The organism is Leisingera sp. ABD4_442, from assembly GCF_056160905.1.
The window spans coordinates 105271-132061 of the sequence record NZ_JBSWYB010000009.1 but is presented as its reverse complement, the minus strand read 5'-3'; the positions used below and the strand labels follow the sequence as shown (position 1 = coordinate 132061).

The 26791-nt window shown below is 65.6% G+C and carries 23 protein-coding genes; 16 read left to right on the top strand and 7 right to left on the bottom strand.

Annotation, left to right across the window (positions count from 1 at the left end):
• Positions 1–36: 36 nt before the first annotated feature.
• Entirely contained in the window at positions 37–1434 is a 1398-nt protein-coding gene (gene murD / locus ACXAHG_RS09920; protein ID WP_475057049.1) for a UDP-N-acetylmuramoyl-L-alanine--D-glutamate ligase, read from the top strand.
• A gap of 220 nt (positions 1435–1654) precedes the next feature.
• On the opposite strand, the gene ACXAHG_RS09915 is transcribed toward murD, so the two are convergent.
• Positions 1655–2836: a BaiN/RdsA family NAD(P)/FAD-dependent oxidoreductase gene (locus tag ACXAHG_RS09915; RefSeq protein WP_475057048.1), complete on the bottom strand. Its 1182-nt coding sequence runs from the start codon at positions 2834–2836 to the stop codon at positions 1655–1657.
• Between the two features lie 234 nt (positions 2837–3070).
• Here ACXAHG_RS09915 and ftsW point away from each other — a divergent pair, with 234 nt between their 5' ends.
• The 15 genes from ftsW to ACXAHG_RS09840 all read left to right on the top strand — a co-directional run bounded on the left by ftsW (position 3071) and on the right by ACXAHG_RS09840 (position 20013).
• Complete coding sequence (gene ftsW, locus ACXAHG_RS09910; protein ID WP_475044212.1) at positions 3071–4237, top strand: putative lipid II flippase FtsW; 1167 nt, start codon at positions 3071–3073, stop codon at positions 4235–4237.
• Between the two features lie 25 nt (positions 4238–4262).
• Positions 4263–5354, top strand: coding sequence for a UDP-N-acetylglucosamine--N-acetylmuramyl-(pentapeptide) pyrophosphoryl-undecaprenol N-acetylglucosamine transferase (locus tag ACXAHG_RS09905; RefSeq protein WP_475044210.1), 1092 nt, complete (start codon positions 4263–4265; stop codon positions 5352–5354).
• Positions 5355–5359: 5 nt separating this feature from the next.
• Entirely contained in the window at positions 5360–6757 is a 1398-nt protein-coding gene (gene murC, locus ACXAHG_RS09900; RefSeq protein ID WP_475057047.1) for a UDP-N-acetylmuramate--L-alanine ligase, read from the top strand.
• A gap of 91 nt (positions 6758–6848) precedes the next feature.
• On the top strand, positions 6849–7097 hold the full coding sequence (locus tag ACXAHG_RS09895; protein ID WP_475057046.1) for a DUF2484 family protein: 249 nt from the start codon (positions 6849–6851) through the stop codon (positions 7095–7097).
• Positions 7098–7216: 119 nt separating this feature from the next.
• Positions 7217–7522, top strand: a complete 306-nt coding sequence (locus ACXAHG_RS09890; protein ID WP_475044202.1) for a hypothetical protein — start codon at positions 7217–7219, stop codon at positions 7520–7522.
• Positions 7474–8415, top strand: coding sequence for a UDP-N-acetylmuramate dehydrogenase (gene murB, locus ACXAHG_RS09885; protein WP_475057045.1), 942 nt, complete (start codon positions 7474–7476; stop codon positions 8413–8415). The genes ACXAHG_RS09890 and murB overlap by 49 nt, the downstream gene beginning before the upstream one ends.
• Before the next feature lie 293 nt (positions 8416–8708).
• Positions 8709–9629, top strand: coding sequence for a D-alanine--D-alanine ligase (locus ACXAHG_RS09880; protein WP_475057044.1), 921 nt, complete (start codon positions 8709–8711; stop codon positions 9627–9629).
• Complete coding sequence (locus ACXAHG_RS09875) at positions 9617–10510, top strand: cell division protein FtsQ/DivIB (protein ID WP_475057043.1); 894 nt, start codon at positions 9617–9619, stop codon at positions 10508–10510. The genes ACXAHG_RS09880 and ACXAHG_RS09875 overlap by 13 nt, the downstream gene beginning before the upstream one ends.
• A gap of 1 nt (position 10511) precedes the next feature.
• Positions 10512–11846, top strand: a complete 1335-nt coding sequence (gene ftsA, locus ACXAHG_RS09870) for a cell division protein FtsA (protein ID WP_475044194.1) — start codon at positions 10512–10514, stop codon at positions 11844–11846.
• Positions 11847–12220: 374 nt separating this feature from the next.
• Complete coding sequence (gene ftsZ / locus ACXAHG_RS09865; protein ID WP_475057042.1) at positions 12221–13942, top strand: cell division protein FtsZ; 1722 nt, start codon at positions 12221–12223, stop codon at positions 13940–13942.
• Between the two features lie 212 nt (positions 13943–14154).
• Positions 14155–15090, top strand: coding sequence for a UDP-3-O-acyl-N-acetylglucosamine deacetylase (gene lpxC / locus ACXAHG_RS09860; protein WP_475044191.1), 936 nt, complete (start codon positions 14155–14157; stop codon positions 15088–15090).
• A gap of 247 nt (positions 15091–15337) precedes the next feature.
• A complete protein-coding gene (locus ACXAHG_RS09855; RefSeq protein WP_475044189.1) occupies positions 15338–16186 on the top strand; it encodes an outer membrane protein assembly factor BamD in 849 nt (282 codons plus the stop codon).
• A gap of 28 nt (positions 16187–16214) precedes the next feature.
• Positions 16215–17864 carry a DNA repair protein RecN gene (gene recN / locus ACXAHG_RS09850; protein ID WP_475057041.1) on the top strand — a complete coding sequence of 550 codons (1650 nt, stop codon included), beginning with the start codon at positions 16215–16217 and terminating at the stop codon, positions 17862–17864.
• An 88-nt stretch (positions 17865–17952) separates the two neighbouring features.
• On the top strand, positions 17953–19635 hold the full coding sequence (locus tag ACXAHG_RS09845) for a chloride channel protein (protein WP_475057040.1): 1683 nt from the start codon (positions 17953–17955) through the stop codon (positions 19633–19635).
• Between the two features lie 186 nt (positions 19636–19821).
• The gene (locus tag ACXAHG_RS09840) at positions 19822–20013 is read left to right on the top strand and encodes a hypothetical protein (RefSeq protein ID WP_475044183.1); all 192 of its coding nucleotides are present in this window, start codon (positions 19822–19824) and stop codon (positions 20011–20013) included.
• Between the two features lie 173 nt (positions 20014–20186).
• On the opposite strand, the gene ACXAHG_RS09835 is transcribed toward ACXAHG_RS09840, so the two are convergent.
• From ACXAHG_RS09835 to ACXAHG_RS09810, 6 genes are all read right to left on the bottom strand, one after another.
• Positions 20187–20528 (bottom strand): DUF427 domain-containing protein, encoded by a 342-nt coding sequence (locus ACXAHG_RS09835; protein WP_475044181.1) that lies wholly within the window; start codon positions 20526–20528, stop codon positions 20187–20189.
• A 74-nt stretch (positions 20529–20602) separates the two neighbouring features.
• On the bottom strand, positions 20603–22393 hold the full coding sequence (locus tag ACXAHG_RS09830) for an aminopeptidase P family protein (RefSeq protein ID WP_475057039.1): 1791 nt from the start codon (positions 22391–22393) through the stop codon (positions 20603–20605).
• Positions 22372–23007 (bottom strand): S16 family serine protease, encoded by a 636-nt coding sequence (locus ACXAHG_RS09825; protein ID WP_475057038.1) that lies wholly within the window; start codon positions 23005–23007, stop codon positions 22372–22374. Before ACXAHG_RS09825 ends, ACXAHG_RS09830 begins: the two co-directional genes overlap by 22 nt.
• On the bottom strand, positions 22973–24850 hold the full coding sequence (gene cobT / locus ACXAHG_RS09820) for a cobaltochelatase subunit CobT (protein WP_475057037.1): 1878 nt from the start codon (positions 24848–24850) through the stop codon (positions 22973–22975). The genes ACXAHG_RS09825 and cobT overlap by 35 nt, the downstream gene beginning before the upstream one ends.
• Positions 24851–25043: 193 nt before the next feature.
• The gene (cobS, locus tag ACXAHG_RS09815; protein ID WP_475044176.1) at positions 25044–26030 is read right to left on the bottom strand and encodes a cobaltochelatase subunit CobS; all 987 of its coding nucleotides are present in this window, start codon (positions 26028–26030) and stop codon (positions 25044–25046) included.
• A gap of 390 nt (positions 26031–26420) precedes the next feature.
• Positions 26421–26789 (bottom strand): BLUF domain-containing protein, encoded by a 369-nt coding sequence (locus ACXAHG_RS09810; RefSeq protein WP_475044174.1) that lies wholly within the window; start codon positions 26787–26789, stop codon positions 26421–26423.
• Positions 26790–26791: the final 2 nt, after the last annotated feature.

Here is a 26791-nt window from a genome sequence, read left to right as displayed (position 1 = left end):
TTAGCCGCAGATTACGGACGTGGGAAAGGGCAGGCGATGATCCCGGTCAAAGGATATGAGGGCGCCAAGGTTGCGGTGCTGGGGCTGGGGCGCTCAGGGCTGGCGACGGCGCGCAGCCTGCGCGAAGGCGGGGCTGAGGCCATATGCTGGGACGACAACCCGGCGGCGCGCGAGGCCGCAGAGGCGGAAGGCTTTACCTGCCGCGATTTGCATAAAGCCGGCGCCTTTGACGATGTGGCAGCGCTGATCACCTCGCCCGGCATTCCGCATCTCTATCCCAAGCCCAACCCGGTGATCCGCGCCGCGATTGAGGCGGGTGTGCCGGTGGACAACGATATCGGGCTGTTCTTCCGCTCCTTCGCCGATGCCGGGTGGCAGAGGTACGACCAGCCGCCGCGGGTGGTGGCGGTCACCGGCTCCAATGGCAAATCGACCACGGTGGCGCTGCTGCACCACATCCTGCAGGAGGCCGGGCGCGAAAGCCAGCTGGCAGGCAATATCGGCCGGGGCGTGCTGGACATCGACCCGCCGGGCGAGGGCGGTGTGGTGGTGCTGGAGCTGTCGAGCTATCAGACGGAACTGGCCCGCGCCCTGACGCCGGATGTGGCGGTTTTCACCAATCTTTCACCCGATCACCTGGACCGGCATGGCGGCATGGGCGGTTATTTTGCGGCCAAGCGGCGGCTGTTTGCCGAGGGCGGGCCGGACCGCGCGGTCATTGGCATCGACGAGGACGAGGGGCTGTTTCTGGCAGGCCAGCTGTCGGAAGGATTGGGCGACGACCGGGTGATCCGGGTGTCTGCGGCGCGCAAGCTGACCGGGCCGGGCTGGCAGGTCTTTGCGCGCAAGGGGTTCCTGTCCGAGTACCGCAAGGGGCGGCAGGCGGCCTCTATCGACCTGCGGGACATGACCGGCCTGCCGGGCGCCCACAACCACCAGAACGCCTGCGCGGCCTATGCGGCGGCGCGCACCCTGGGCCTGGCGCCGCGGCTGATCGGCGAGGCGATGGCAACCTTCCCGGGCTTGCCGCACCGCAGCCAGACCATCGCCGGGGCAGGCGGTGTGCGCTATGTGAATGACAGCAAGGCCACCAACCTGGACAGCGCCGTGAAGGCCCTGAGCGCCTTCAAGAACATCCGCTGGATCTGCGGCGGGCTGGAGAAGGACGGCGGGCTGGAACCGCTGCGCGGGCAGACCGGCAATGTGGTGAAAGCCTATGTGATCGGCCGCGAGGCGGCGGGTTTTGCCCTGCAGCTGGATGTGGAGGCGGAGGTTTGCACCACCATGGCGGCGGCGGTGGAGCGCGCAATGGCGGAGGCTGAGGAGGGCGACACCGTGCTGCTGGCGCCTGCGGCGGCGAGCTTTGATCAGTATGACAACTTTGAACAGCGCGGCGATGACTTCACGGCAGAGGTGAAAAAGCGGCTGGGGTAGCAGGGGCTTCAGGCTCACCCAAGCGGAAAATCCGCCTCTGACCCGCCATCGCATGGTCTTTGCCTGCCAGAGCCATCCCCCGTGCTCAAGCAGAATGGCCGTCTCCCCGCCAAGGCGGGGCCCCTCGGCAATTCCGCGTGATCCCGTGCGCTGTCCCCGGCCGCCTGTGCCCAAGCGAAGGCGGCTCCGAAGCAGAAAACCCTGAGGGACAGGGGGCAGCTCAGCCGCTGGCGGCGATGGCGGTGCCGGCGGCATGGCCCGACGCCCAGGCCCATTGGAAGTTGTAACCGCCAAGCCAGCCGGTCACATCCACCGCTTCGCCGATGGCGTAAAGCCCGGGGGCGGCTTTCGCCTCCATGGTCTTGGAGGAGAGGCCATCGGTGCAGATGCCGCCGAGGGTGACTTCCGCCGTGCGGTAGCCCTCAGTGCCCGCGGGCAGCAGGCGCCAGTTCTGCAGCGCCTCGCTTAAGCCTTGCAGCGCCGCGTCGGACTGGTCGGCGAGGCGGCCCTTGAGATCCAGGTCCGGTTTCAGGAAATCCACCAGCTTGCCGGGCAGGTGGCGGGCAAGCTCGGTGGTCAGGTCGCGGCGGCCCTCAGCCTGGCGCTGTTCGCGCAGGAGTTCGTAGAGCGGTGTTTCAGGGATCAGGTTCACGGTGATCTCCTCGCCCTCGCGCCAGTAGGAGGAAAGCTGCAGCACCGATGGGCCGGAGAGGCCGCGATGGGTGAACAAGAGCGCCTCGTCAAAGGAGCTGCGCGCGTTTGACAGGCGGGCAGGCAGGGAAACGCCCGCCAGCGGTTTGAAGCGCCCGTCCGGGAAGGTGAAGGGGACCAGCGCGGGGCGGGTTTCCGTGACCGCCAGCCCGAACTGGCGGGCGAGGTCATAGGCAAGGCCCGTCGCGCCCATCTTGGGGATCGACTTGCCGCCGGTTGCCAGCACCAGGTTGCGGCAGGTGACGGTCTGCGGTTTGCCCTCGCGCAGCAGTTTGACGATGTAGCCGTTTGCGGTCTGCTCCACGGCCTCGGCCGAGGTGTGCAGCCACAGGTCCGCGCCGGCCTCCTGCATCTCCTGCACCAGCATCGCGATGATCTGTTTGGAGGAGCCGTCGCAGAACAGCTGGCCCAGGGTTTTTTCGTGCCAGGCGATACCGTGGCGGTCCACCAGTTCGATAAAGTCCCACTGCGTGTAGCGGGCCAGCGCCGATTTGCAGAAATGCGGATTGGCCGAGAGGTAGTTCCCCGCCTCGGCATACATGTTGGTGAAATTGCAGCGGCCGCCGCCGGAGATGCGGATCTTTTCGCCCGGTGCCTTGGCGTGGTCGATCACCAAAGTGCTGCCGCCTGAGTGGCGCGCGCACATCATGCCGGCCGCACCGGCGCCGAGAATCAGAGTGTTCACCTGCATGGCGCGCATCCACCACGGAACCGGGGGCGGCGCAAGGGGAAGGCCGGGGCGGGATCGCCTGGCAGATTGGCGCCGGCCCGCGGGCGGCTTCTTGCTGTCAAGATGGCCTGCCGGCGCGGCGGTGGTTTTCCGCCGAACTGTGTTCTTTTTCTGGCGCGCTGGCTCACGTTTCGTTACAGTTTAGCTGAGACCCCGAAAACGGGGCGGAGCGAGGCATATAGTGGCGGTATTCCCATGACTGAGATGGTCTATGGCGCGGTTCCCGTGCAGGCTGGTGAGCCGATTCTTCCCAAGTGGTGGCGGACGCTGGATAAATGGACAATGTCCTGCATCCTGATGCTGTTTGTGATCGGGCTGTTGCTGGGGCTTGCCGCCTCGGTGCCGCTGGCGGAAAGAAACGGGTTCGGCAATTTTCACTATGTGCAGCGGCAGGCGGTTTTCGGCCTGACGGCGCTGATGGCGATGCTGATCACCTCGGTGATGTCGCCGGTGCTGGTGCGGCGGCTGGCGGTGCTGGGCTTTGCCGTCGCTTTTGTGGCGCTGGCGTTTTTGCCGATCTTCGGCACCGATTTCGGCAAAGGCGCGGTGCGCTGGTATTCGCTGGGGTTTGCATCGCTGCAGCCCTCGGAATTCCTGAAGCCCGGTTTCATCGTGGTTGCCGCCTGGATGATTGCCGCTAGCCAGCAGATCAACGGCCCGCCGGGCACGCTGATGTCCTTTGCGCTGTGCATGATGGTGGTGATGATGCTGGTCCTGCAGCCGGATTTCGGCCAGGCAAGCCTGATCCTGTTCGGCTGGGGGGTGATGTATTTTGTCGCCGGGGCGCCGATGCTTTTGCTGGTCTGCATGGCCGCTGTGGTCGTGATGGGCGGGGTTTTTGCCTATAACAGCTCTGAGCATTTTGCCCGCCGCATCGACGGCTTCCTGAACCCCGATGTCGATCCGACCACCCAGCTCGGCTATGCCACCAACGCGATCCGCGAGGGCGGGCTGTTTGGCGTCGGCGTTGGCGAGGGGCAGGTGAAATGGTCGCTGCCGGATGCCCATACGGATTTCATCGTGGCCGTGGCAGCCGAGGAATACGGGCTGGTGCTGGTGGCGGTTCTGATCGCGCTTTATGCCACGATCGTGGTGCGCTCGCTGTTCCGGCTGATGCGCGAGCGCGATACCTTCATCCGCCTCGCAGGCACCGGCCTCGTGTGCATGTTCGGCGTGCAGGCGATGATCAACATGGGGGTTGCGGTGCGGCTCTTGCCCGCCAAAGGCATGACTTTGCCGTTTGTCAGCTATGGCGGATCTTCGCTGATTGCCACCGGAATTGCAGTGGGTATGCTCCTGGCTTTTACCCGGACGCGCCCGCAGGGCGGGATTGCCGACTACCTGAACGGCCGCGGCCGCTGACGAGAGAGAAAAGAGACCAGCTGCGATGGCACAGAAAATGCTCTTGATGGCTGCCGGGGGAACCGGCGGCCATATGTTTCCTGCACAGGCGCTGGCCGAAATGATGCTGGCGCGCGGCTGGCGGGTGAAACTGTCGACCGACGCGCGCGGCGCGCGCTACACCGCGTCCTTCCCCAGCGCGGTTGAAATCTCGCAGGTGTCCTCTGCCACCTTTGCCCGCGGCGGGCTGCTGGCCAAGGCGCTGGTGGCGCCGAAGATCGCCGGCGGTATTGTGTCGATGATGATGCAGATGCGCCGTGACCGCCCCGATGCGGTAATCGGTTTCGGCGGCTACCCGTCGATCCCGGCGCTGGGGGCGGCAACGCTGCTGAAACTGCCGCGGATGATCCATGAGCAGAACGGCGTGCTGGGCCGCGTCAATCAGCTCTTCGCCACCCGCGTGGCGGGGGTGGCCTGCGGCACCTGGCCGACCGCGCTGCCGGAAGGGGTTGCGCATGAGCATGTGGGCAACCCGGTGCGCAGCGCAGTGAAGGAGCGGGCGGGTGCTGGCTATATTCCGCCGGGGGATTACCCGATGTCGCTGCTGGTCATGGGCGGCAGCCAGGGCGCGCGCATCCTGTCCGATGTGGTGCCCGCGGCCGTCGCGGCGCTGCCGGAGCATATTCGCCGCCACCTGCGGGTGTCGCATCAGGCGCGCGAGGAGGACCAGGAGCGGGTCAATGCGTTTTACGCCGAGCACGGCATAAACGCCGATGTGCAGACGTTTTTCACCGATGTGCCCGCCCGCATGTCGGAGGCGCAGCTGGTGATCTCGCGCTCCGGCGCGTCTTCGGTCGCGGATATCTCGATCATCGGGCGGCCCTCGATCCTGATCCCCTTTGCCGCCGCCGCAGGCGACCACCAGACCGCCAACGCCCGCGGGCTGGTTGACGCCAATGCCGCCGTGATGATTCCCGAAAGCGCCCTTGATATCCCGGTGCTGGCAGAGCATATGGGCGCGATTCTGAGTAACCCGCAGGCTGCCGCGCAGATGGCAACCGCTGCACTGAGCGCCGGAGTCCCCGATGCTGCCGAACGTCTGGCAGCACTGGTGGAGCAGCTGGCCGAGGAAGGATAAACGTTATGAACCCTGCAACCAAACTGCCTGGCGACGTCGGCCCGATCCATTTCGTGGGTATCGGAGGCATCGGCATGTCGGGCATCGCCGAGGTGCTGTTGAACCTTGGCTATGTGGTGCAGGGCTCGGACCTGAAATCCTCCAAGATCACCGGCCGGCTGGAAGAGCTGGGCGCGCGGATTTTCGTCGGCCAGAAGGCGGAGAACCTGGAGGAGGCCGCGGTTGTGGTGATCTCCTCCGCCATCAAGCCGGGCAACCCGGAGCTGGACGAGGCCCGCCTGCGCGGCCTGCCGGTGGTGCGCCGCGCCGACATGCTGGCAGAGCTGATGCGGCTCAAGTCCAACGTCGCCATCGCCGGTACCCACGGCAAGACCACCACCACCACCATGATGGCAGAACTGATGGTGGCGGGCGGCTTTGACCCCACGATCGTCAATGGCGGCATCATTCACGCCTATGGCTCCAACGCGCGGATGGGGCAGGGCGAATGGATGGTGGTTGAGGCGGATGAGAGCGACGGCTCCTTCAACCGGCTGCCCGCAACCATTGCTGTCGTTACCAATATCGACCCCGAGCATATGGAGCACTGGGGCGACTTTGACCGGCTTCGCGACGGCTTCCTGGAGTTTGTCTCCAACATCCCGTTCTACGGCGTTGCCGTCTGCTGCACCGACCATGCGGAGGTGCAGGCGCTGGTGGGCCGGATTTCCGACCGCCGGGTGGTGACTTATGGCTTCAATGCGCAGGCGGACGTGCGCGCCGTCAACCTGACCTACAAGGCGGGTGTGGCGCATTTCGACGTGGTGCTGCAGGCCGAGGACCGGGTGATCGAGGGCTGCACCCTGCCGATGCCAGGAGACCATAACGTCTCGAATGCGCTGTCGGCTGTTGCGGTGGCGCGGCATCTGGGAATGAACAGTGTTGAGATCCGCGAGGCGCTGGCAGCATTCGGCGGCGTCAACCGGCGCTTCACCAAGGTGGGCGAAGTGAACGGCGTCACGATCATCGACGACTACGGCCACCACCCGGTGGAAATCGCCGCGGTGCTGAAGGCCGCGCGCCAAGCCTGCGAGGGCCGGGTGATCGCCGTGCATCAGCCGCACCGCTATTCGCGCCTGTCGAACCTGTTCGACGATTTCTGCGCCTGTTTCAACGAGGCCGACGTGGTCGCCATTGCCGAGGTCTTTGCCGCTGGCGAGGACCCGATCGAAGGCGCCAGCCGCGATGACCTGGTGGCAGGCCTGATCCGCCACGGCCACCGCCACGCCCGCGCCATCCTGAACGAGGAAGACCTGGAGCGCCTGGTGCGCGAGCAGGCGCGGCCCGGCGACATGGTGGTCTGCCTGGGCGCCGGCACCATCAGCACCTGGGCCAACGGCCTGCCGGACCGGCTGCAGAAATGAGTGGTGCAGGCAGGTCAGGGGGCGCTGCCCCCCGCCGCCCTTGGCGGCTCCCCCCGGGGTATTTCCGGCCAGAAGAAGCGGGTGGCGGCGCATGACATGGTCGCTGACCCTGGCCGCCGTCTGGGCGCTGGCAGCCAATGTGCTGGCGATGATCCCCAGCCGCGACAACCACTGGCGGCGCGCCTATGTGCTGATTGCGCTGGGCATTCCGCTGCTGGGCTATGTGACCTATGAAAACGGCCCCTGGTGGGGGCTGGCGGTGCTGCTGGCTGGGATGTCGGTGCTGCGCTGGCCGGTGATCTACCTGGGCCGCTGGGTGCGGCGCGTCACCGGTTTCTGAGCGGCGCAGCCCGCCCTGCCGTATTTACAGTTTCTTTGAGGTCCTCTGCTAAACAGGCAAGCATACTTCGTATTTCCTGTTTCAGGCCAGCGTGTACCGGCTGGCGGTGGAGACCTCTTTTGGTTGCTGTATCTGCACTTTGGCTGGCGTTTGGTGTTGTTTGGCTGGCGGGTTTGTACCGGCTGGGCCGGTCCAGGCGCTCTGATCTGGCGGCGGCAGTGGCGGCGGTCTGGCTTGCCATCCTGGTTTGGCTGGCAGCGCGGCTGCTGTTTGAGGCGGAGTCCGGCCGCCGGATGGCGATATCCCTTTATCTTGGCGGCCACCTCGTCTACGGACTGTGTTCGCTGGCAGGCTGGAACTTGGGACGGAAACGACGATGGCGGCGCAAATTGAAGGGATACTACCGGCGGCTCGCGGGCGGCTGACAGAGGGCAGGCCGCTGGCGGAGCTGACCTGGCTGCGCGTGGGCGGGCCTGCGGACTGCCTGTTTCAGCCTGCGGACGTTGACGACCTGGCGGATTTCCTGCGCGGCCTCGATCCGGCAGTGCCGGTGTTCCCGATCGGCGTCGGGTCGAACCTGATTGTGCGGGACGGCGGACTGCGGGCGGTGGTGATCCGGCTGGGCCGCGGATTCAACGGGATCGAAGCGGCAGGGGATACCGTCACCGCCGGCGCTGCGGCGCTGGATGCCCATGTGGCCAGGCGCGCGGCGGATGCGGGGATCGACCTGACCTTCCTGCGCACCATTCCCGGCTCCATCGGCGGTGCGGTGCGGATGAACGCGGGCTGCTACGGCAGCTATTTGGCGGATGTTTTTGTCTCGGCCACCATCGTGACCCGCCAGGGTGAAATCCGCCAGATCACGGCAGAGGAGCTGGAGTTCCAATACCGCCAAACGGCATTCCCCGAAGGGGCGGTGCTGGTGTCTGCCACCCTGCGCGGCCCCAAGGGTGACCCGGCAGAGCTGCATGCCCGGATGGAAGCGCAGCTGAAGAAACGGGATGAGACCCAGCCCACCAAGGAGCGCACTGCAGGCTCCACCTTCCGCAATCCGGCCGGGTTCTCCTCGACCGGGCGGGCGGATGATGTGCATGACCTGAAGGCCTGGAAGGTGATCGACAACGCCGGCATGCGCGGCGCCCGGCGCGGCGGCGCCCAGATGAGCGAGAAGCATTCCAACTTCCTGATCAACACGGGTGGCGCATCTGCCGCAGATCTGGAAGGTCTGGGTGAAGACGTGCGGAAAAAGGTTTACGAGAATTCCGGCATCACGCTAGAGTGGGAAATCATGCGGATTGGTGATCCGCTTCCCGAATAGCCGGAAAACCTGAGTGCTGACAAAGGCTTCTGTTGCCGCAGCCTGAGGAGACCATAGGCCCCTGAAAGGGCGCGGGCAGCGGCAATTGTTAAACGTGGTAAAGGCAACATTAACGCCCCGGTAACATTTCGGGCGGTAGGGTGCCGAAGAGGCGGCAATGATATGCCGGTGCAAGGGGCGCAGTGCCCCGCGGAAATCAGCCGGGCCAAACCGGCGCAAAAACATAAGGCGGGCCTGTTCGGGCTCCAAGAAACAGGGGCATGAAAGCCCCGCATGTATTGAGGCGCTTCGTGGTGAGTAAGTCGAGCAGGGCACTCCCGAAAGTCGCGGTGCTGATGGGCGGACCGTCAGCCGAACGCGAGGTATCGCTGTCCAGCGGCCGTGAATGCGCGGCGGCGCTGCGCGGTGAGGGGTTCGAGGTTGTTGAGGTGGATGCAGGCGCCGGCCTGCACGCGCGCCTGTTGGAGGTGGAGCCGGATGTGGCGTTCAACGCGCTGCACGGGCGCTGGGGCGAGGATGGCTGCGTCCAGGGCGTGCTGGAATGGCTGCAGATCCCCTATACCCACTCCGGCGTGCTGGCCTCGGCGCTAGCGATGGACAAACAGCGCTCCAAGGAGGTCTACCGCGCCGCCGGGCTGCCGGTGGTGGAAAGCGGGCTGTTTGCCAAGGACGACGTGAGCGCCGGCCATGTGATGGCGCCGCCCTATGTGGTGAAGCCCAACAACGAGGGCTCCAGCGTCGGCATCTATATTGTGCAGGAGGCCGCCAACGGCCCGCCGCGGCTGTCGCAGGAAATGCCCGCCGAGGTGATGGTCGAGACCTATGCGCCGGGGCGTGAGCTGACCACCACGGTGGTCGGGGACCGGGCGCTGACGGTTACTGATATCCTGACCGACGGCTGGTATGACTACGACGCCAAGTATAAGCCCGGCGGCTCGCGCCATGTGCTGCCGGCGGATCTGCCGCGGGAAATCTTCGACCTGTGCCTGGAATACGCGCTGAAGGCGCATGAGGTGCTGGGCTGCCGCGGTGTCAGCCGCACCGATTTCCGCTGGGATGAGGCGCGCGGGGCCAATGGGCTGATCCTTCTGGAGACCAACACCCAGCCCGGCATGACGCCAACCTCGCTGGCGCCGGAGCAGGCGGCTTTTTGCGGCATGACCTTTGGCCAGCTCTGCGCCTGGATGGTGGAGGATGCCTCATGCAACCGCTGATCGGGCGCTTCCGCAAGCCGGAGGAAGGGCGCTGCGACCCGGCGCCGTCGCGGCTGAAGTACCGGTTGCAGCGCTGGATGCTGACACCGGGGATCCGTGTCGGCTTGCGCTTTGGGGTGCCGTTCTGCCTGATCCTGGCCGCGGGCAGCGCCTATCTGGCGGACGAGGGCCGCCGCGATGTGCTGCAGGGGCTGGTGAATGACGCCCGCGCGGCGATCGAGGAACGGCCGGAGTTCATGGTCAACGTGATGGCGGTGGACGGTGCCGGCACCAGCGTGGCGCAGGACATCCGCGAGGTGGTGCCGCTGGATTTCCCGGTCAGCTCTTTTGATCTGGACCTGGAGCAGATCCGCGATGTGATCACCGGGCTGGACCCTGTGAAGACCGCCAGCGTGCGGATCCGCCCCGGCGGCATCCTGCAGGTGGACGTCGAGGAGCGCGAACCGGCACTGATCTGGCGCAGCCGCGAGGGGCTGGCGCTGCTGGACGAAAGCGGCATTCACGTCGCTGAACTGGGCCGCCGCAGCCTGCATCCGGACCTGCCGCTGATCGCGGGCAAGGGGGCGGACGGCGTAGCGGCAGAGGCGCTGCGGCTGTTTGCAGCGGCCAAGCCGCTGGGGCCGCGGTTGCGCGGGCTGGTGCGCGTGGGAGAGCGGCGCTGGGACGTGGTGCTGGACCGCAAGCAGCGCATCATGCTGCCGGCCGAACAGCCGGTGCGGGCGCTGGAGCGGGTGCTGGCGGTAAGTGAAGTACAGGATTTGCTGGAACGCGATGTGGCGGCGGTGGACATGCGCCTGGCTGGGCGCCCCACCGTGCGGATGACCGAAAACTCAGTGGAAAACTGGTGGCGGATCCGGCAGCTGAACGGGGGCGGGCAGTAACATGACAGATCTCTATCAATCCCAGCGGGCGATGCGGCAGATGCGGCGTCAGGCGATGCAGCGCGGTGTGGTTGCTATTCTGGACGTGGGCAGTTCCAAGATCGCCTGCCTGGTGCTGCGCTTTGACGGCGCCGGCAAGCTGAGCGAGGACGGCTCCATCGGGGCCCTGGCCGGGCAGTCGGGGTTCCGGGTGATCGGCGCGGCGACCACGCGGTCGCGCGGCGTGCAGTTCGGTGAAATCACCGCCATGCAGGAGACCGAGCGCGCCATCCGCACCGCGGTGCAGGCAGCGCAGAAGATGGCCGAGGTGCGGGTCGACCATGTGATCGCCTGTTTCTCCGGCGCCAATCCGCGCTCTTACGGGCTGGATGCGCGGCTGGATTTGGAGGGGCAGGAAGTCTCGGAGCATGAGGTCGCGCAGGTGCTGGCCTCCTGCGAGGTGCCGGAATACGGCGCGGGCCGCGAGGTGCTGCACGCGCAGCCGGTGAATTTCGCGCTCGACAACCGTTCCGGCCTGGGCGATCCGCGCGGCCAGATGGGGCAGACCCTGGCGGTCGACATGCATATGCTGACGGTGGATGCCATCGCGGTGCAGAACCTGGTGCGCTGCATCCAGCGCTGCGATCTGGAGCTGGCGGGGATTGCCTCCTCGGCCTATGCCTCCGGCTTTTCGGCCTTGGTCGAGGATGAGCAGGAACTGGGCGCCGCCTGCATCGACATGGGCGGCGGCTCCACCTCGATTTCGGTCTTTATGAAGAAGCATATGATCTATGCCGACGCGGTGCGTCTGGGCGGCGATCACATCACCAGCGACATTTCGATGGGGCTGGGCGTGCCCTTGGCCAATGCGGAGCGGATCAAGACCTTCTGCGGCGGGGTGCATGCCACCGGCGCCGATGACCGCGACATGATCGACATCGGCGGCGATACCGGCGACTGGGAGCACGACCGGCGCACCGTCAGCCGGGCGGAGCTGATCGGCATTATGCGCCCCCGCGTTGAGGAAATCCTGGAGGAGGTGAGGGCGCGGCTGGATGCGGCCGGGTTTGAATACCTGCCCAGCCAGCAGATCGTGCTGACCGGCGGCTCCAGCCAGATCATGGGGCTGGACGGCTTGGCGAGCCGGATCCTGGGCCAGCAGGTGCGGCTGGGGCGGCCCTTGCGCGTCCACGGCCTGCCGCAATCGGCAACCGGGCCGGGCTTTGCCTCTGCTGTGGGCCTGTGCCTGTTTGCCGCCCATCCGCAGGATGAGTGGTGGGATTTCGAGATGCCTGCCAGCCGCCATCCGGCGGGCACCCTGGGCCGGGCGGTGCGCTGGTTCCGCGACAACTGGTAAGCCGGAGTTCAATTCAACCGGAATGCGCATTGGGGGCGTGACAGCGCCCTTCTGACCCGTTAGGTTGTCATTAACGTCCGCGGCAAACGCGGCGATTCAGCAGGCCGGGCAGTGGCCAGCCAAGTTTCGGAACACATCTCCTCTGCAAAGCGATTTTGCGGGCGGAGAGGTTTTGTTGTGTGTGGCTTGTGCTGAATCCCCAATATCTGCTAGGGACGGCGAAATACCGCGTTTCAAGCCTTAGAATGAGGCTGTATTTTGTAGCACAGAGTGCTTTTTGGGATGACGCATCATCCGCTGCGCGGTAAGATTATGGTGAATAGGACAGGAATAAGCCCTTTGCGGGAAGGGCGGGTAACACAGGCGGTATGAGCATGACGTTGAATCTTTCGATGCCCGGGCAGGAAGAATTGAAGCCGAAGATCACGGTGTTTGGTGTCGGCGGGGCCGGCGGCAACGCTGTCAACAACATGATCGAAAAGGAATTGGACGGCGTTGAATTCGTCGTGGCCAATACCGACGCGCAGGCGCTGCAGCAAAGCGCGGCCAAGGCCCGCATCCAGCTGGGTGTGAAAGTCACCGAGGGCCTGGGCGCTGGCGCCCGCCCGCAGGTGGGCTCGGCCGCGGCTGAGGAAAGCATCGAACAGATCGTCGACCACCTGGCGGGCGCGCACATGTGCTTTATCACCGCGGGCATGGGCGGCGGCACCGGCACCGGCGCCGCTCCGATCATCGCGCAGGCCGCGCGGGAACTGGGCGTGCTGACCGTGGGCGTTGTCACCAAACCGTTCCAGTTTGAAGGGCTCAAGCGGATGCGTCAGGCCGAAGCAGGCGTCGAAAGCCTGCAGCGCGTGGTCGATACGCTGATCATCATCCCGAACCAGAACCTGTTCCGCCTTGCCAATGAGAAGACCACCTTCACCGAGGCGTTCTCGATGGCGGATGACGTGCTGTACCAGGGCGTCAAGGGCGTCACTGACCTGATGGTGCGCCCGGGCCTGATCAACCTCGACTTTGCCGACGTGCGTGCGGTGATGGACGAGATGGGCAAGGCGATGATGGGCACCGGCGAGGGCGAGGGCGAGGACCGCGCGGTCCAGGCCGCCGAGAAGGCGATTGCCAACCCGCTGCTGGACGAAATCAGCCTCAAGGGCGCCAAGGGCGTGCTGATCAACATCACCGGCAGCCACGACCTGACCCTGTTCGAACTGGACGAGGCCGCCAACCGCATCCGCGAGGAAGTGGACCCGGACGCCAACATCATCGTCGGCTCCACCCTGGACACCGGCATGGAAGGCAAGATGCGCGTGTCCGTCGTGGCCACCGGCATCGACGCAACCGATGTGAACACCGATATGCCGGTGCCGCGCCGTCCGATGTCGGCGCCGCTGCGTCAGACCGTCAGCGTCGAGGACACCCGCACCGCGGGTCCGCTGGAGCTGGAAACCCCGGTTGCGCAGCCTGCCGCCGCTGAGGCCGCCCCGGCGCCTGCTGCCGAAGCTGCACCGGCTGAGCCCGCCGCCGCGCTGGAAGAGCCGGCGCTGTTTGCTGAAATGAACGTTGAGCAAGCCGCGGCGCAGGAGCAGGCCGAAGATATCTTTGAAGAAATCGAGCCGATGGGCGACGACGGCCTGCCGCCGCCCGCATATCAGCCGCAGGTGCCGGAATTCCGCCCGCAGGCAGATGTTGCAGCCGAACCGCAGGCCGACAGCTTTGTCGCCCCCAAGGCGCCGGCGCCCGGCACCCCGTCGCCGCAGGCGCTGGAACGTCTGCAGGCCGCGGCCCAGCGGGTCCAGCAGCCGCAGGCGCAGCAGCGTCCGGCAGCCCCCGCTGCCCCGGCGCCGCAGCCGCAGTCCCAGGCACAGCAGCCGCAGGCCGAGGGCCAGCGCCGTTTTGGCCTGAACTCGCTGATCCACCGGATGACCGGCAGCGCAGAGGCTCCGGCGGCGAAACCGGGCCCGCAGGCCGTGCGCCAGCAGCCCGCAATGCAGGCGCAGGCCCCGGCAGCCCAGCCGCAGCCGGTCCAGCAGCAGCAGGCGGATCCGGATCAGGAGCGGATCGAAATCCCCGCTTTCCTGCGCCGCCAGGCTAACTGAGGCATCACATATCAGTTCTGAAAAGCCGCCTTCGGGCGGCTTTTTTGTTATTAAGATTAGGGGCTTGCGTGGTTCTAAGCGGTGTTTTGCTTATCTGTTACAGCCATGTTTCAATCCGTTACAAAGATTGAGTTGTGCGTTGTTAAGCAAAACCTTAACTCTCATCCGCAACACGGCCCCGCGAGGCCGGAAACAGTGGAACGAGGCGCAACGTGCAAAATACGCTCAAGGCATCGGTGGCATTCGAAGGGGCCGGCCTGCATTCCGGCAAACCCGCACGCATGGTTCTGATCCCGGCTCCGGCGGGGCACGGCATCGTTTTCAAGCGCACCGATATCGCATTGGGCAACACCCTGGTTCCGGCCCGCTGGGACCTGGTTGAGCGCAGCCCGCTGTGCACCCGGCTGGTCAACACCTCCGGCGTCAGCGTCTCCACCGTTGAACACATCATGGCGGCACTGGCCGGCTGCGGCGTGCACAACGCGCTGATCGAAATCGACGGCCCGGAAGTGCCGATCGTGGACGGTTCCTCCGCCCCGTTTGTGCGCGGCATCATGAAATACGGCGTGCAGCGCCAGGGCGTGCCGATCACCGCCTTTGAGGTGCTGAAGCCGGTCACCGTCGAAAAGGACGGCGCCCGTGCCACCCTGTTGCCGTCGGACCGTCTGACCATCGAATTCCACATCGACTTTGCCGAGGCTGCCATCGGCCGCCAGAGCAAGGTGCTGGACATGCGCAACGGCAGCTTTGCGCGTGAGCTGTGCGACAGCCGCACCTTCTGCCGCCAGGCAGATGTTGAAACCATGCAGGCCAATGGCCTCGCTCTCGGCGGTGTGCCGGGTGAAAACGCCGTTGTCTTCGACGGCGAGCGGGTCGAAAGCGGCGCCGGGCTGCGCCATGCGGATGAGCCTGTGCGCCACAAGATGCTTGATGCGCTGGGAGATCTGGCGCTGGCTGGGGGGCCGGTCTTGGGGCGCTATGTTGGCGAGCGCGCGGGGCACGCGCTGACCAACACCTTGCTGCGTGCCCTGTTTGCGGAGCCGGGTGCGGTCCGGGCCGTCGCCTGCGATGCAGCGATGACCGCACGGCTGCCGGGGCAGGGTCTGATCTGGTCGGAAATTCCGGCTGAGCAGCGGCGCGTGGCATAAGGCAGAAACCTGAAACGAGGGGCAGGCTGGCCCGGGACGCGACTGTCCCGGGCCTTTTCCTATGCCGCATGGCGCAGGCAGGCGTTTGCAGGGGCAAGGAATGGAAGGGCAGCCTTGACCATTGCCGGCTTTCTCTGCCATGTGAATGCGGAAGTGGCGAAAGGCGTTTTGCGCGCCATTTGAATATGCTAGAGACAGCGTAACCGGGGCGGACACCCGTAAGGCAATGACGGTGAGGTGAGGCGACATGAACGGCATCAGGGCGGGAGCCAAAACCCTCGGCGCGGTGCTTCTGATGGCGGCCCTTGCGGGCTGCGGCGGCGATGGCGGCGCAGTGAAACGCGGCGAGTCGCTGGAAGCCTTTTCAGCTGAGCACATCTACCAGCGCGGCGAATTTGAGCTGGCCAACCGCCAGCCCAAGGATGCGGCCTATTACTTCTCTGAGATTGAACGCCTGTATCCCTATTCCGAATGGGCCAAACAGGCGGTGATCATGCAGGCCTTTGCCTATCATTCGACCAAGGATTACGAGAACAGCCGCGCGGCCGCGCAGCGGTTCATCGACTTCTACCCGGCGGATGAGGATGCGGCCTATGCCCAGTATCTGCTGGCGCTGAGCTATTACGACCAGATCGACGAGGTGGGCCGCGACCAGGGGCTGACCTTCCAGGCGCTGCAGGCGCTGCGCACGGTGATCGAGGTTTATCCCGACAGCGAATATGCCAATTCGGCGATCCTGAAGTTCGACCTGGCCTTTGACCATCTGGCGGGCAAGGAAATGGAGATCGGGCGGTATTACCTGCGCCGCGGCCATTATACCTCTGCGATCAACCGGTTCCGGGTTGTGGTGGAGGATTTCCAGACCACCAGCCACACCGCCGAGGCGCTGCACCGGCTGGTCGAGTCCTATTTGTCGCTGGGCCTGACGGCCGAGGCGCAGACCGCGGCGGCTATTCTGGGCCATAACTTCCAGTCCACCGATTGGTACGAGGACAGCTACCGGCTGCTGGGCGCAAACGGGCTCAAGCCCAAGGACCGCGGTAACAACTGGCTGAGCCAGATCTACCGTCAGACGATCAAGGGGCGGTGGCTGTAACGGCTGCCGCGGCAATTGGGGCGGGGCAATGCTGCGCGCGCTTGATATCCGGGATATCCTGATCATTGATCACCTGGAGCTGAATTTTCAGCCCGGGCTGAATGTGCTGACCGGCGAGACCGGGGCCGGGAAATCCATTCTGCTGGATTCGCTGGGGTTCGTGCTGGGCTGGCGCGGCCGCGCTGAACTGGTGCGCCAGGGCGCCAAACAGGGCGAGGTGCTGGCCGAGTTCGAACTGGGCGCTGACCACCCGGCCCACGCCATCCTGGAAGAGGCCGGGCTGCCGGGCGGGGATGAGCTGATCCTGCGGCGGGTGAACACCGCCGAGGGGCGCAAGACCGCCTGGGTCAATGACCGCCGCTGCTCGGGCGAGGTGCTGCGGGCGCTGTCGGAAACGCTGGTGGAACTGCATGGCCAGCATGACGACCGGGGGCTGCTCAATCCGCGCGGCCATATGGCGCTGCTGGACCAGTATGCCGGGGTGCAGGGGCTGCTGGCAGAGGTGCGCGGCGCCTGGTCCAATGCAGCCAAGGCGCGCAAGACGGTTGCCGCCACCCGCGCGGCGCTGGAGGCTGTGCGCGCCGAGGAGGAGTTCCTGCGCCATGCGGTGGCAGAGCTGGACAAGCTGGATCCGCAACCGGGCGAGGATGAGGCGCTGGACACCCGCCGCCGCCAGATGCAGGCGGCCGAGCGCATCCGCGGCGACATCGCCCGCGCCCATGCGCTGCTGGGCGAAGGCGCCGAGGGCGCCATGGGCGAGGCGCAGCGCTGGCTTGAGGGCGTTGCGGGCCAGGAAGACGATACCGGGCTGGACGAGCCGCTGGCGGCGCTCAGCCGCGCGATGATCGAACTGGGCGAGGCGCAGGACGGGGTCGAACGGGTGCTGGACAGCCTCGACTTCAATCCGGGTGAGCTGGAAGACTGCGAGGAACGGCTGTTTGCGATCCGCGCCCTGGCCCGCAAGCATGACGTGCAGGCGGATGAGCTGGGCCACTATGCCGGAACCCTGCGCGCCAAGCTGGCGGCGCTGGATGCGGGCGACCAGAATCTGGCGGATCAGGAAGCCGCGCTTAACGCGGCAGAGGACGCATACCGGCAAGCGGCCAAGCAGCTGGGTGCAGTGCGCCGCCAGGCCGCGTCGGTGCTGGACAAGGCAGTGATGGCAGAGCTGGCGCCGCTGAAAATGGAACGCGCGGTGTTTGAGACCCGCATCACCACGGCGGAGCCGGGGCCGGATGGCATGGATGCGGTGGCCTTTACCGTGGCCACCAACCCGGGCGCGCCTGCAGGCGCCCTGAACAAGATCGCCTCGGGCGGCGAGCTGAGCCGCTTTCTGCTGGCGCTGAAGGTCTGCCTGCGCGGCGAAGATGCCAGCAAGACCTTGATTTTCGACGAGATCGACCGCGGGGTTGGCGGCGCCACCGCCGATGCGGTGGGGCGGCGCCTGCGCAGCCTGGCGGGCGGCGGCCAGGTGCTGGTGGTGACCCACTCGCCGCAGGTGGCGGCGCTTGGCGGCCATCATTGGCAAGTGCGCAAGCAGGTGGTCGATGGCATGACCCTGTCGCAGGTGGTGCCGCTGGCCGAGGCCGAACGGGTGGATGAGCTTGCGCGCATGGTCTCTGGCGATACCATCACCGAGGAGGCCCGCGCCGCGGCCCGCGCATTGCTGGCCGGATAACCTGCCAAAGCTGCCGGGCAGGTGAGGGTTCTTTAACTGGATTTATGGCACTTTCACGCCATTAAGAAAAAAGACCCGCTGACAGCTTATGGTAGACGAAATCCGCTCCTCTCTTTCCGCATTGTTTTTGCAGTGGCTGGCCGGCCTCAAGGACATCTGGCGGGTGCTGCGCCACCGCGGCCCCAGCCAGTTCCAGTTCTGGCTGATCGCGCTGCTGATCGGCATCGCCGCGGGCTTTGCCGCGCTGTTCTTCCGCAAGGGAATCGCGGCGCTGCAGGCCTGGGTCTATGGTGCGCCGGATCTTGATTACCTGCATTCCTACGCGCAGGGTCTGCCCTGGTACACGCTGGTGGCTATCGCCGCAGGCGGCGGGCTGGTGGTGGGTCTGATCCTGGACCGGTTCACCCCGGACGGGCGGGTGCGCTCTGTTGCGGATGTGATCGAAGGTGCGGCGCTCAATGACGGGCGGGTCGAGCACAAGGAGGGCCTGGCCTCGGCGCTGGCGTCGTTCATCACGCTGTCCACCGGCGGCTCTACCGGGCGCGAAGGGCCGGTGGTGCATTTGGCCGGGGTGATCTCTACCTGGGTCAGCAACCGGATCAATGCAGACGGCATCACCGGGCGCGACCTTTTGGGATGCGCGGTGGCGGCGGGGGTCTCGGCCAGCTTCAACGCGCCGATTGCGGGCGCACTGTTTGCGATGGAGGTGGTGCTGCGGCATTTCTCGGTCAACGCCTTTGCGCCGATCGTGGTGGCCTCGGTGGCCGGAACCGTGATCAACCGGCTGGAATACGGCGATGTGACCGAGTTCACCCTGAACACGCCGGGCGCCTTGCAGTTCTATGTGGAACTGCCCGCCTTCCTGATCCTTGGCCTGATCTGCGGCCTGGTGGCGGTGGCGCTGATGAAGGCGATCTTCTTTGCCGACAAGGTGGGCAACACGGTGCAGCAGCGGCTGCATCTGCCGCGCTGGCTGCGCCCTGCCGTCTCCGGCGCCATGCTTGGCGTGATTGCGGTCTGGTATCCGCATATCATCGGTGTGGGCTATGAAACCACTGTGCTGGCGCTGACCGGCGGGCTGCTGCTGGGGCAGGCGGTGATCTTTACCGCGGTCAAGACGGCGGCCGTTGCCATCACCATGGGCGGCCGCATGGGCGGCGGCGTGTTCTCGCCTTCGCTGATGATCGGGGCGCTGACCGGGCTGGCCTTCGGGCTGATTGCCACCGCGGTGCTGCCGGATGTGTCCGGCACCCATACGCTTTATGCCTTTGCCGGCATGGGGGCGGTTGCGGCGGCCGTTCTGGGGGCGCCGATATCCACCACGCTGATCGTGTTTGAACTCACCGGCGACTGGCAGATCGGCCTGGCGGTGATGGTCTCGGTCTCCATGTCGACGGCGCTGGCGTCGCGGCTGGTGGACCGGTCGTTCTTCCTGACCCAGCTGGAAAAGCGCAATATTCACTGCGCCGCGGGCCCGCAGGCCTATTTGCTGGCATTGATCCGGGCCGGGGCTGTGATGCGCCCGATGGGCGACAGCCGCTGCGCCAGCCTGGAGGACTGCGAGGCCCTGGCAGAGCAGGGCCTGTGCATCCGCGCCTCCGCCTCGCTGGAGGCGGCGATGCCGGTGTTTGACCGCGCGGATGCGGCCTATTTGCCGGTGATGATGGATGACGGCGGCAGCGAGGAGATCATCGGCGCGCTTTATCACGTGGACGCGCTGAAGGCCTACAACCGGGCGCTGGCGGCCACCGCAGCAGAGGAACACCGCTGAACCTGGCGGTGGCAAACTACCGCCGAAGGGGAAAATCCAGGAAATCTCCCCTGATCTGTGAGAATTTCGCTACAGGTTCCGGATTGTGGTAAAGAAAGTCTTAAAAATTTAGTTGCCCTGCCCAGGCCGCTGTCTCAACATCACGATTGCGACATAACAAGACTTACTCACTTTGGGTGGAAAATCATGCGCAATTTCGAAATCGGCCCGCAAGAGGCTGATGCGAAACACAAGGCGGACGAGCGGGCAAACGAGCGGGCAGCACTGGAAGCGGCTATCAACTACGCGATCCAGTGTGCGCGGGAAACGGATATCCTAGGCGCAGGCGATGCGCTGGAGGAAGCAAGGCTGAACCTCAGCCGGGCCGTTCTCACCTAGCCATCCCGGCTTCTGCCAGAACATCGAACCGGCCCGCGCTGCTTGGCCGGACCGGCGGCTGCAACCGGAATCGGGGCAGGCGCCTGGCATCCCTGCAAAACAAAAAACACCGGCGCAGGGCGCCGGTGTTTTGCGTTTCGGCTATGGCTCCGCACCGGGGCAGGCCTGTCCGGTCAGACCTGTTCCACCTTGACGGAGTCGCTCAGAACAAAGGCCAGGTGGCCCTTGATCTCTGCCACGGCCTCAACCGGGTCCTCGTAGCTCCAGGCGGCGTTTTCAGTGACCGAGGATTTGTTGGCGATCGAGAAATAGCTGGCGTCGCCCTTGTGCGGGCAATGGCTGGACTTGCTGGTGCGGTCCAGGAACGCCATGGCGATGTCTTCGCGCGGGAAATAGATGACCGGATCCAGATCGCCTTCTGACAGCTCCAGAGCATTGGCGGTCTCCCCCAATACGGCGCCGCCGGAGCGGACAGTCCAGGTGCCTTCGGCCTTACGGATACGGATCGTGGTCATGCGTGTTTTCCCATTCTCTTCGGTCTTGTCGTCTTTTGTTCAGTCTATCTCACAGCCTAAGTAACAAAGATGTGTCACAAGGCGGCAGTTGCGGCATCAAGCCACGCCTTTGCGGCGGGGCTAAGCCGCGGGCCGATTTTTGCCGCCACCTCCTGGTGGTAGGCATTCAGCCAGTCTTTTTCGCAGGCTGTAAGCATTGCCACGTTTACCAGCCGCCGGTCAATGGGGGCAAAGGTCAGCGTGCGCCAGCAAAGCATCTCGCGCTCCGGGTCGCTGCTGTCCAATGCGGGGGCTTCCTGTGCAACGATCAGGTTCTCGATGCGGATGCCAAAGGCGCCCTCGCGGTAGTATCCCGGCTCATTTGACAGGATCATGCCGGGCTCCAGCGGCACATGGCTGGTGCGCGCCAGCCGCTGCGGGCCTTCGTGGACGCTGAGGTAAGCACCGACGCCATGGCCAAGCCCGTGGTTGAAATCCTGGCCTGCCAGCCATAGCGGCATCCGGCCGATGGCCTCGATGTCGCGGCCCGCCAGCCCTTTGGGCCAGCGCAGACGGGACATAGCGATCATGCCCTGCAGCACGCGGGTATAGGCTGCGCGCTCCTCCTCGCCTGGGGTGCCGATGGCGATGGTGCGGGTGATGTCGGTGGTACCGTCCAGATACTGGCCGCCGCTGTCCAGAACCAGCAGGTGGCCGTCCTCCAGCCGTGTATCGGTCTCTTCGGTCACGCGGTAATGCATGACGGCGCCATTTTCGCCGGTGCCTGCGATGGTTTCAAAACTGATGTCGCGCAGGGCAGGGTCTTCGCGGCGCAGGGCTTCCAGCTTTTTCACCACGTCGATTTCGGTGATGGTCCCAGGCGCCTGCGAATCGAGCCATGCCAGCATCTCCGCAATCGCGGCACCATCGCGCAGGTGGGCGGCGGCGCTGCCTTCGATCTCGGCTGTGTTCTTGCGCGCCTTGGGCAGGGCGCAGGGGTCGCCTGCAGGCACCAGCCGGTCGCCAAGCGCATCGGCCACGATCTGCGGCACGGTGCCGGAATCGGCCGCAACAGAGCCGTTGAGGGCGGCGGCGGCCTTGAGGAAGTCCTCAGGCGGATGCACCGTGACGGAGCTGTCAAAGTGATCCTGCAGGCCCGCCAGCTTCCCGGCTGCCATAAACAGGTCCACCCGCGCATCGCCATGCAGGATGGCAAAGCCATGCGCCACGGGGTTGCGGGCCACGTCGCTGCCGCGGATGTTCAAGAGCCACATGATGCTGTCGGGCAGGGTGATGACCGCCGCCGCCTGGCCGGCCTCGCGCAGGCCCTTGGCCAGCCGCGTGCATTTGTCCGCAGCGCTTTCGCCAGCATAGTCCAGCGGGTGGGCTGCCACCGGGTTCATCGGCGGCTCCGGCTGGTCTTCCCAGATCCGGTCCACCAGGTTTTCGCATTGCACCAGGGTGATGCCGCTGCCCTTCAGCTCCTTTTCCAGCGAGGTGATCTGCCCGGCGGCATGCAGCCAAGAATCAAAGCCGACTTTGCCGCCTTGCGGCAGCTGCTCCTTCAGCCAGTCCGCCAGCTGCACCTCGGGCCAGGGCACAGGGGTATATTCCGCGGCGACCTGGCGTTTCACCTGGGTGCGGTAGCGGCCGTCGATGAAGACGCCGGCGATCTCCTGCAGCACCGCGCAAAATCCCGCGGAGCCGGTGAAACCGGTAAGCCAGCTGAGCCGCTCATCATGCGGCGCCACATATTCGCCCTGATGGGCATCGGCACGCGGCACCAGGAAGCCGTCGAGTGCTTCCGCCGCCAGTTCCTTGCGCAGCGCGGCCAGCCGGGGCGGGCCCTGTTCCGGGCGGGCGGTCACATCGAAGGTCTGATACATCGGCGTCTCTCTCCAGCTGAAGGGCGGGGCGGCAGCAGGGGACGTCCCGGTGGCCGCGGCAAAGAAAAGGCGCAGGGCTGAGCAGCCGCGCGCCCCTTCTTGTCCCAAATCGCCCTGCAGCTGGCAAGGGCGGCGGCAGAGGGAATTGCCGGGACCTGACGGAACAAACTTGAAGGCGGAAGACGGGAAAGCTCCCGCCCGGCCTCAGGGCATCCAAGATGCCCCGCGGCCCGTTGGGCCAAGCGCCGGATGCCTGTGGCATCCGGCGCCGGAGAGGGGGGGCAGGGGGGGGGAGGGCCAAAAAGGAGGGGAGAAAATTGAGAGGGAGGGGAAAAGGGAGAGGGGGGTGACACCGAACGCACATAGCTGTACTCCGCCTCACTCGGCCCCTTCATCACGTCGCCCATCTTGCCTTTTGTCTTCATCCTGCCCTTCCCCTGCAGCCTCATCTCCTCTCTCTCCCCCCCCCCCCCCCCCCCCGCCGTGCGCGTCAGCGCGCGGCCATGCCCAAGGCTGAGGACAGCATCTGCAGATGCAGGCCAAAGGCGCGGGAGCGCGCCCTTGGGTTGACGGGGGAAGTCAGCCCGCGCGTTTGATGCCCATGACGCGGGCACGGGCGCGCGGGTCGCTGTCAAACAGCGCCGCCAGCTGTTCGGTCATCGCGCCGGCCAGCTGCTCCACATCGGTGATCGTCACCGCGCGCTCGTAATAGCGGGTCACGTCGTGGCCGATTCCGATCGCCAGCAGCTCCACCTGCTTGCGCTTTTCGACCATCGCAATCACGTCGCGCAGGTGTTTTTCCAGATAGTTCGCCGGGTTCACCGAGAGCGTTGAATCATCCACCGGCGCGCCATCGGAGATCACCATCAGGATCTTGCGGGCCTCGCGCCGTGCCACCATCCGGCGGTGCGCCCATTCCAGCGCCTCGCCGTCGATGTTCTCCTTCAACAGGCCCTCTTTCATCATCAGGCCCAGGTTGGCGCGGGTGCGGCGCATCGGGGCATCGGCCCCTTTGTAGATGATGTGGCGCAGATCGTTCAGGCGGCCGGGCTGCTGCGGGCGGCCCTCGTTCAGCCAGGCCTCGCGCGCCATGCCGCCCTTCCAGGCGCGGGTGGTGAAGCCGAGCACCTCGACCTTCACGTTGCAGCGCTCCAGCGTCCGGGCCAGAACGTCGGCGCAGATCGCCGCGATGGAAATCGGGCGGCCCCGCATGGAGCCGGAGTTGTCGAGCAGCAGCGTCACCACGGTGTCGCGGAACTCGGTGTCCTTTTCGACCTTGAACGACAGCGGCGTGGTCGGGTTGGCAACCACACGCGCCAGACGGCCGGCATCCAGGATGCCTTCCTCGCGGTCGAACTCCCAGGAACGGTTCTGCTGCGCCTGCAGGCGGCGCTGCAGCTTGTTGGCAAGGCGGCTCACCGCGCCCTTCAGCGGCTCCAGCTGCTGGTCGAGATAGGCGCGCAGGCGCTCCAGCTCAGCAGGCTCGGCCAGCTCCTCGGCGTTGATTTCCTCGTCATGGGCATCCAGGAACACCTTGTAATCCGGGTCCGCATCCGAGACCGGCGGCGGCGCGGGCGGCTCCAGCGGCGCCTCGCCATCGGGCATTTCGGTGTCCTCGGCCAGATCGTCCTCGGCCATCTCGTCCATCGAGACCTGGGCCTGGCTTTCGTCCTGCTGCTGCTCCTGGCTCTGCTCGGGGGAGGCGTCGGCCTGCTCCTCCTCGCTATCGTCCTGGCCGGTGCTGTCCGGGTCCTGCTGCTCCTCGGCGTTGTCCTCGGCCTCGTCATTGGCCTCATCGTCCAGCTCATCCGGGTCGTCGCCCAGCTGGTCGCCATAGCCGAGGTCGGAGATTACCTGCCGCGCCAGCTTGGCGAAAGCGGCCTGGTCGGCAATGGTCTCGTCCAGGTTTTCCAGCGTGCCGCCGGCCTGGGATTCGATGAAGCCGCGCCACAGCTCCATGATGTTGGAAGCGCCTTCCGGCAGGTCGCGGCCGGTCGCCAGATGCCGTACCAGGAAGCCGGCGGCGGCGGCCAGCGGCGCCTCGGAGGAGGATTTCATCTGGTCATAGCCGCGCCGGATCGACTCGTTGCGGATCTTGACGTCGATGTTCGACGCGGTACCCGGCATGTGGCGCGCGCCCATCGCCTCGCAGCGGGCGGTTTCCATCGCCTCATAGAGGTCGCGGGCCATTTCGCCCTGCGGCACGTATTTGGCGTGGGTGGCGTCGTCGTGGAACTTGTGGCGCAGCGCCAGCGCGTCGGCGGTGCCGCGGGCCAGCAGCACTTCCTCGCGGGTCATCCGGCGGGAGACTTGCGGCAGCCGCATGGTGTCGCCCGACAGGCCCGAGGGGTCGACCGTGTAGCTGACCGACAGCTCCGGATCGTCGGCCATCACCTTGGTGGCCTCAGTCAGGGCCTTCTTGAACGGATCGGCTGGGTTATCGTTCGGCTTTTTCATGGTCGCACCTTTTCCGCCAGTCAGCATCGCCCTTGCCTGATTGAAAGTCCAGCGAGTGTGCTGCGGATAGGGCAGCGGCTGGCCCGGCGGGGTGGGCGAGAAGCGCCCGCCCGTTTTGCCGGAGGCAAACCTTCGGTTTGACGGGGGGCGTGTCGGGCGCTGCCCGGCCTGCGGCCGGGCGGCATTTTACCAGTTAGCCCAGCGAAACGCTCGCAGCGCTTTCCGGCAGCTCTTCGTCAAAGCAGCGCTGGTAGAACTCGGCTACGGTCTGGCGCTCCAACTCGTCGCATTTGTTCAGGAACGACAGGCGGAAGGCATAGCCCACGTTGCGGAAGATCTCGGCGTTCTGGGCCCAGTTGATCACGGTCCGCGGGCTCATCACGGTCGACAGATCGCCGTTCATGAAGGCGGTGCGCGTCAGGTCGGCAACGGTCACCATCTGGGAGATCTTCTTGCGGCCTTCGGCGGTGTTGTAATGCGGCGCCTTCGACAGAATGATGGCGCTTTCGGCATCGTGGCTCAGATAGTTCAGGGTGGAGACCAGCGACCAGCGGTCCATCTGTGCCTGGTTGATCTGCTGGGTGCCATGGTACAGACCGGTGGTGTCGCCCAGGCCCACGGTGTTGGCGGTGGCAAATAGGCGGAAGAACGGGTTCGGGGTGATGATCTCGTTCTGGTCCAGCAATGTCAGCTTGCCGTCGTGTTCAAGAACACGCTGGATCACAAACATCACGTCGGCGCGGCCCGCGTCATATTCGTCGAACACGATGGCAACCGGGTTGCGCAAGGCCCAGGGCAGGATGCCCTCGTGGAATTCAGTCACCTGCTTGCCGTCGCGCAGCTTGATCGCGTCCTTGCCGATCAGGTCGATCCGGCTGATGTGGCTGTCCAGGTTCACACGGACAGACGGCCAGTTCAGGCGGGCGGCGACCTGTTCGATATGGGTCGATTTGCCGGTGCCGTGATAACCCTGGATCATCACCCGGCGGTTGTGGCTGAAACCTGCCAGGATGGCCAATGTGGTTTCCGGGTCGAACTTGTAGGTGTGGTCCATCGCCGGAACGCGTTCAGAGCCGTCGGCAAAGCCCTTGACCGTCATGTCGGTGTCGATCCCGAACACATCGCGCACCGAAATCGTTTCGGTCGGTTTCGCATCCATATCCACAAATCCGTCGGTCATCGCAGTCGGTCCTTATCCCTCTTCCCTGCTTTCAGGGGCCAATTCGCGGGATTGGTGCCTGATCTGGACCGCGCGCGCAAGGGAAACTCGCGCAGCAATCCAGCTGATATTGCGATTGTGACGGAACTGGACGGACGGAAACGGCGGTGCGGCAAGCACTGCGCCCCCGGCCGGGCAGCAGGGGGCGCGTTTGGCCGGCGCTCGCATAGCTTTGGGGGGGGTAGGCTGCGGCCGGCTCATCTTTGCCTAACCGGTCGCGGCGGGGCGGGTCAAAGAAATAAAAAGTCTATCATTAATTTTCGGCAAAAGACCGCCCATGCCGGGGCATGCCGGGGCGGTTTGATGCCGAGCTGGTTGCGGGCAGTTCCGGAGCCGGCGCGGCAGGCAGCGTCAGGCAGCCATCGCCTGGCTGGAAAAATCCAGCCCGGTCAGCATCGTGATTTCGCTGCGCATCTCTTTGCCCAGGGTTTCGGGCTGGGCATAGGCGAGGCAGATTTTATCGAAGGCGCGAAAGCGGATCGGCATAGAACCGCAGGGCTCGGCGCTTTCGAACAGCGGGCTGGCTTTGGCCTGGCGGATGGTATTGTCCAGCGCAGCCTGCGGCCCTTCCAGAATGAAATGCACAGTATTGCCGCTGCGGATCATGATCCCGGTGGCGCCGCCGTTGCGGAAGGCGGGGCGGTTGCGGTTGATGAACTGGGCAATCTGCTGGTGGCTTGCGGTGGCGGACAGTTCGGCGGCGAGGATGATGCGGTGCATGG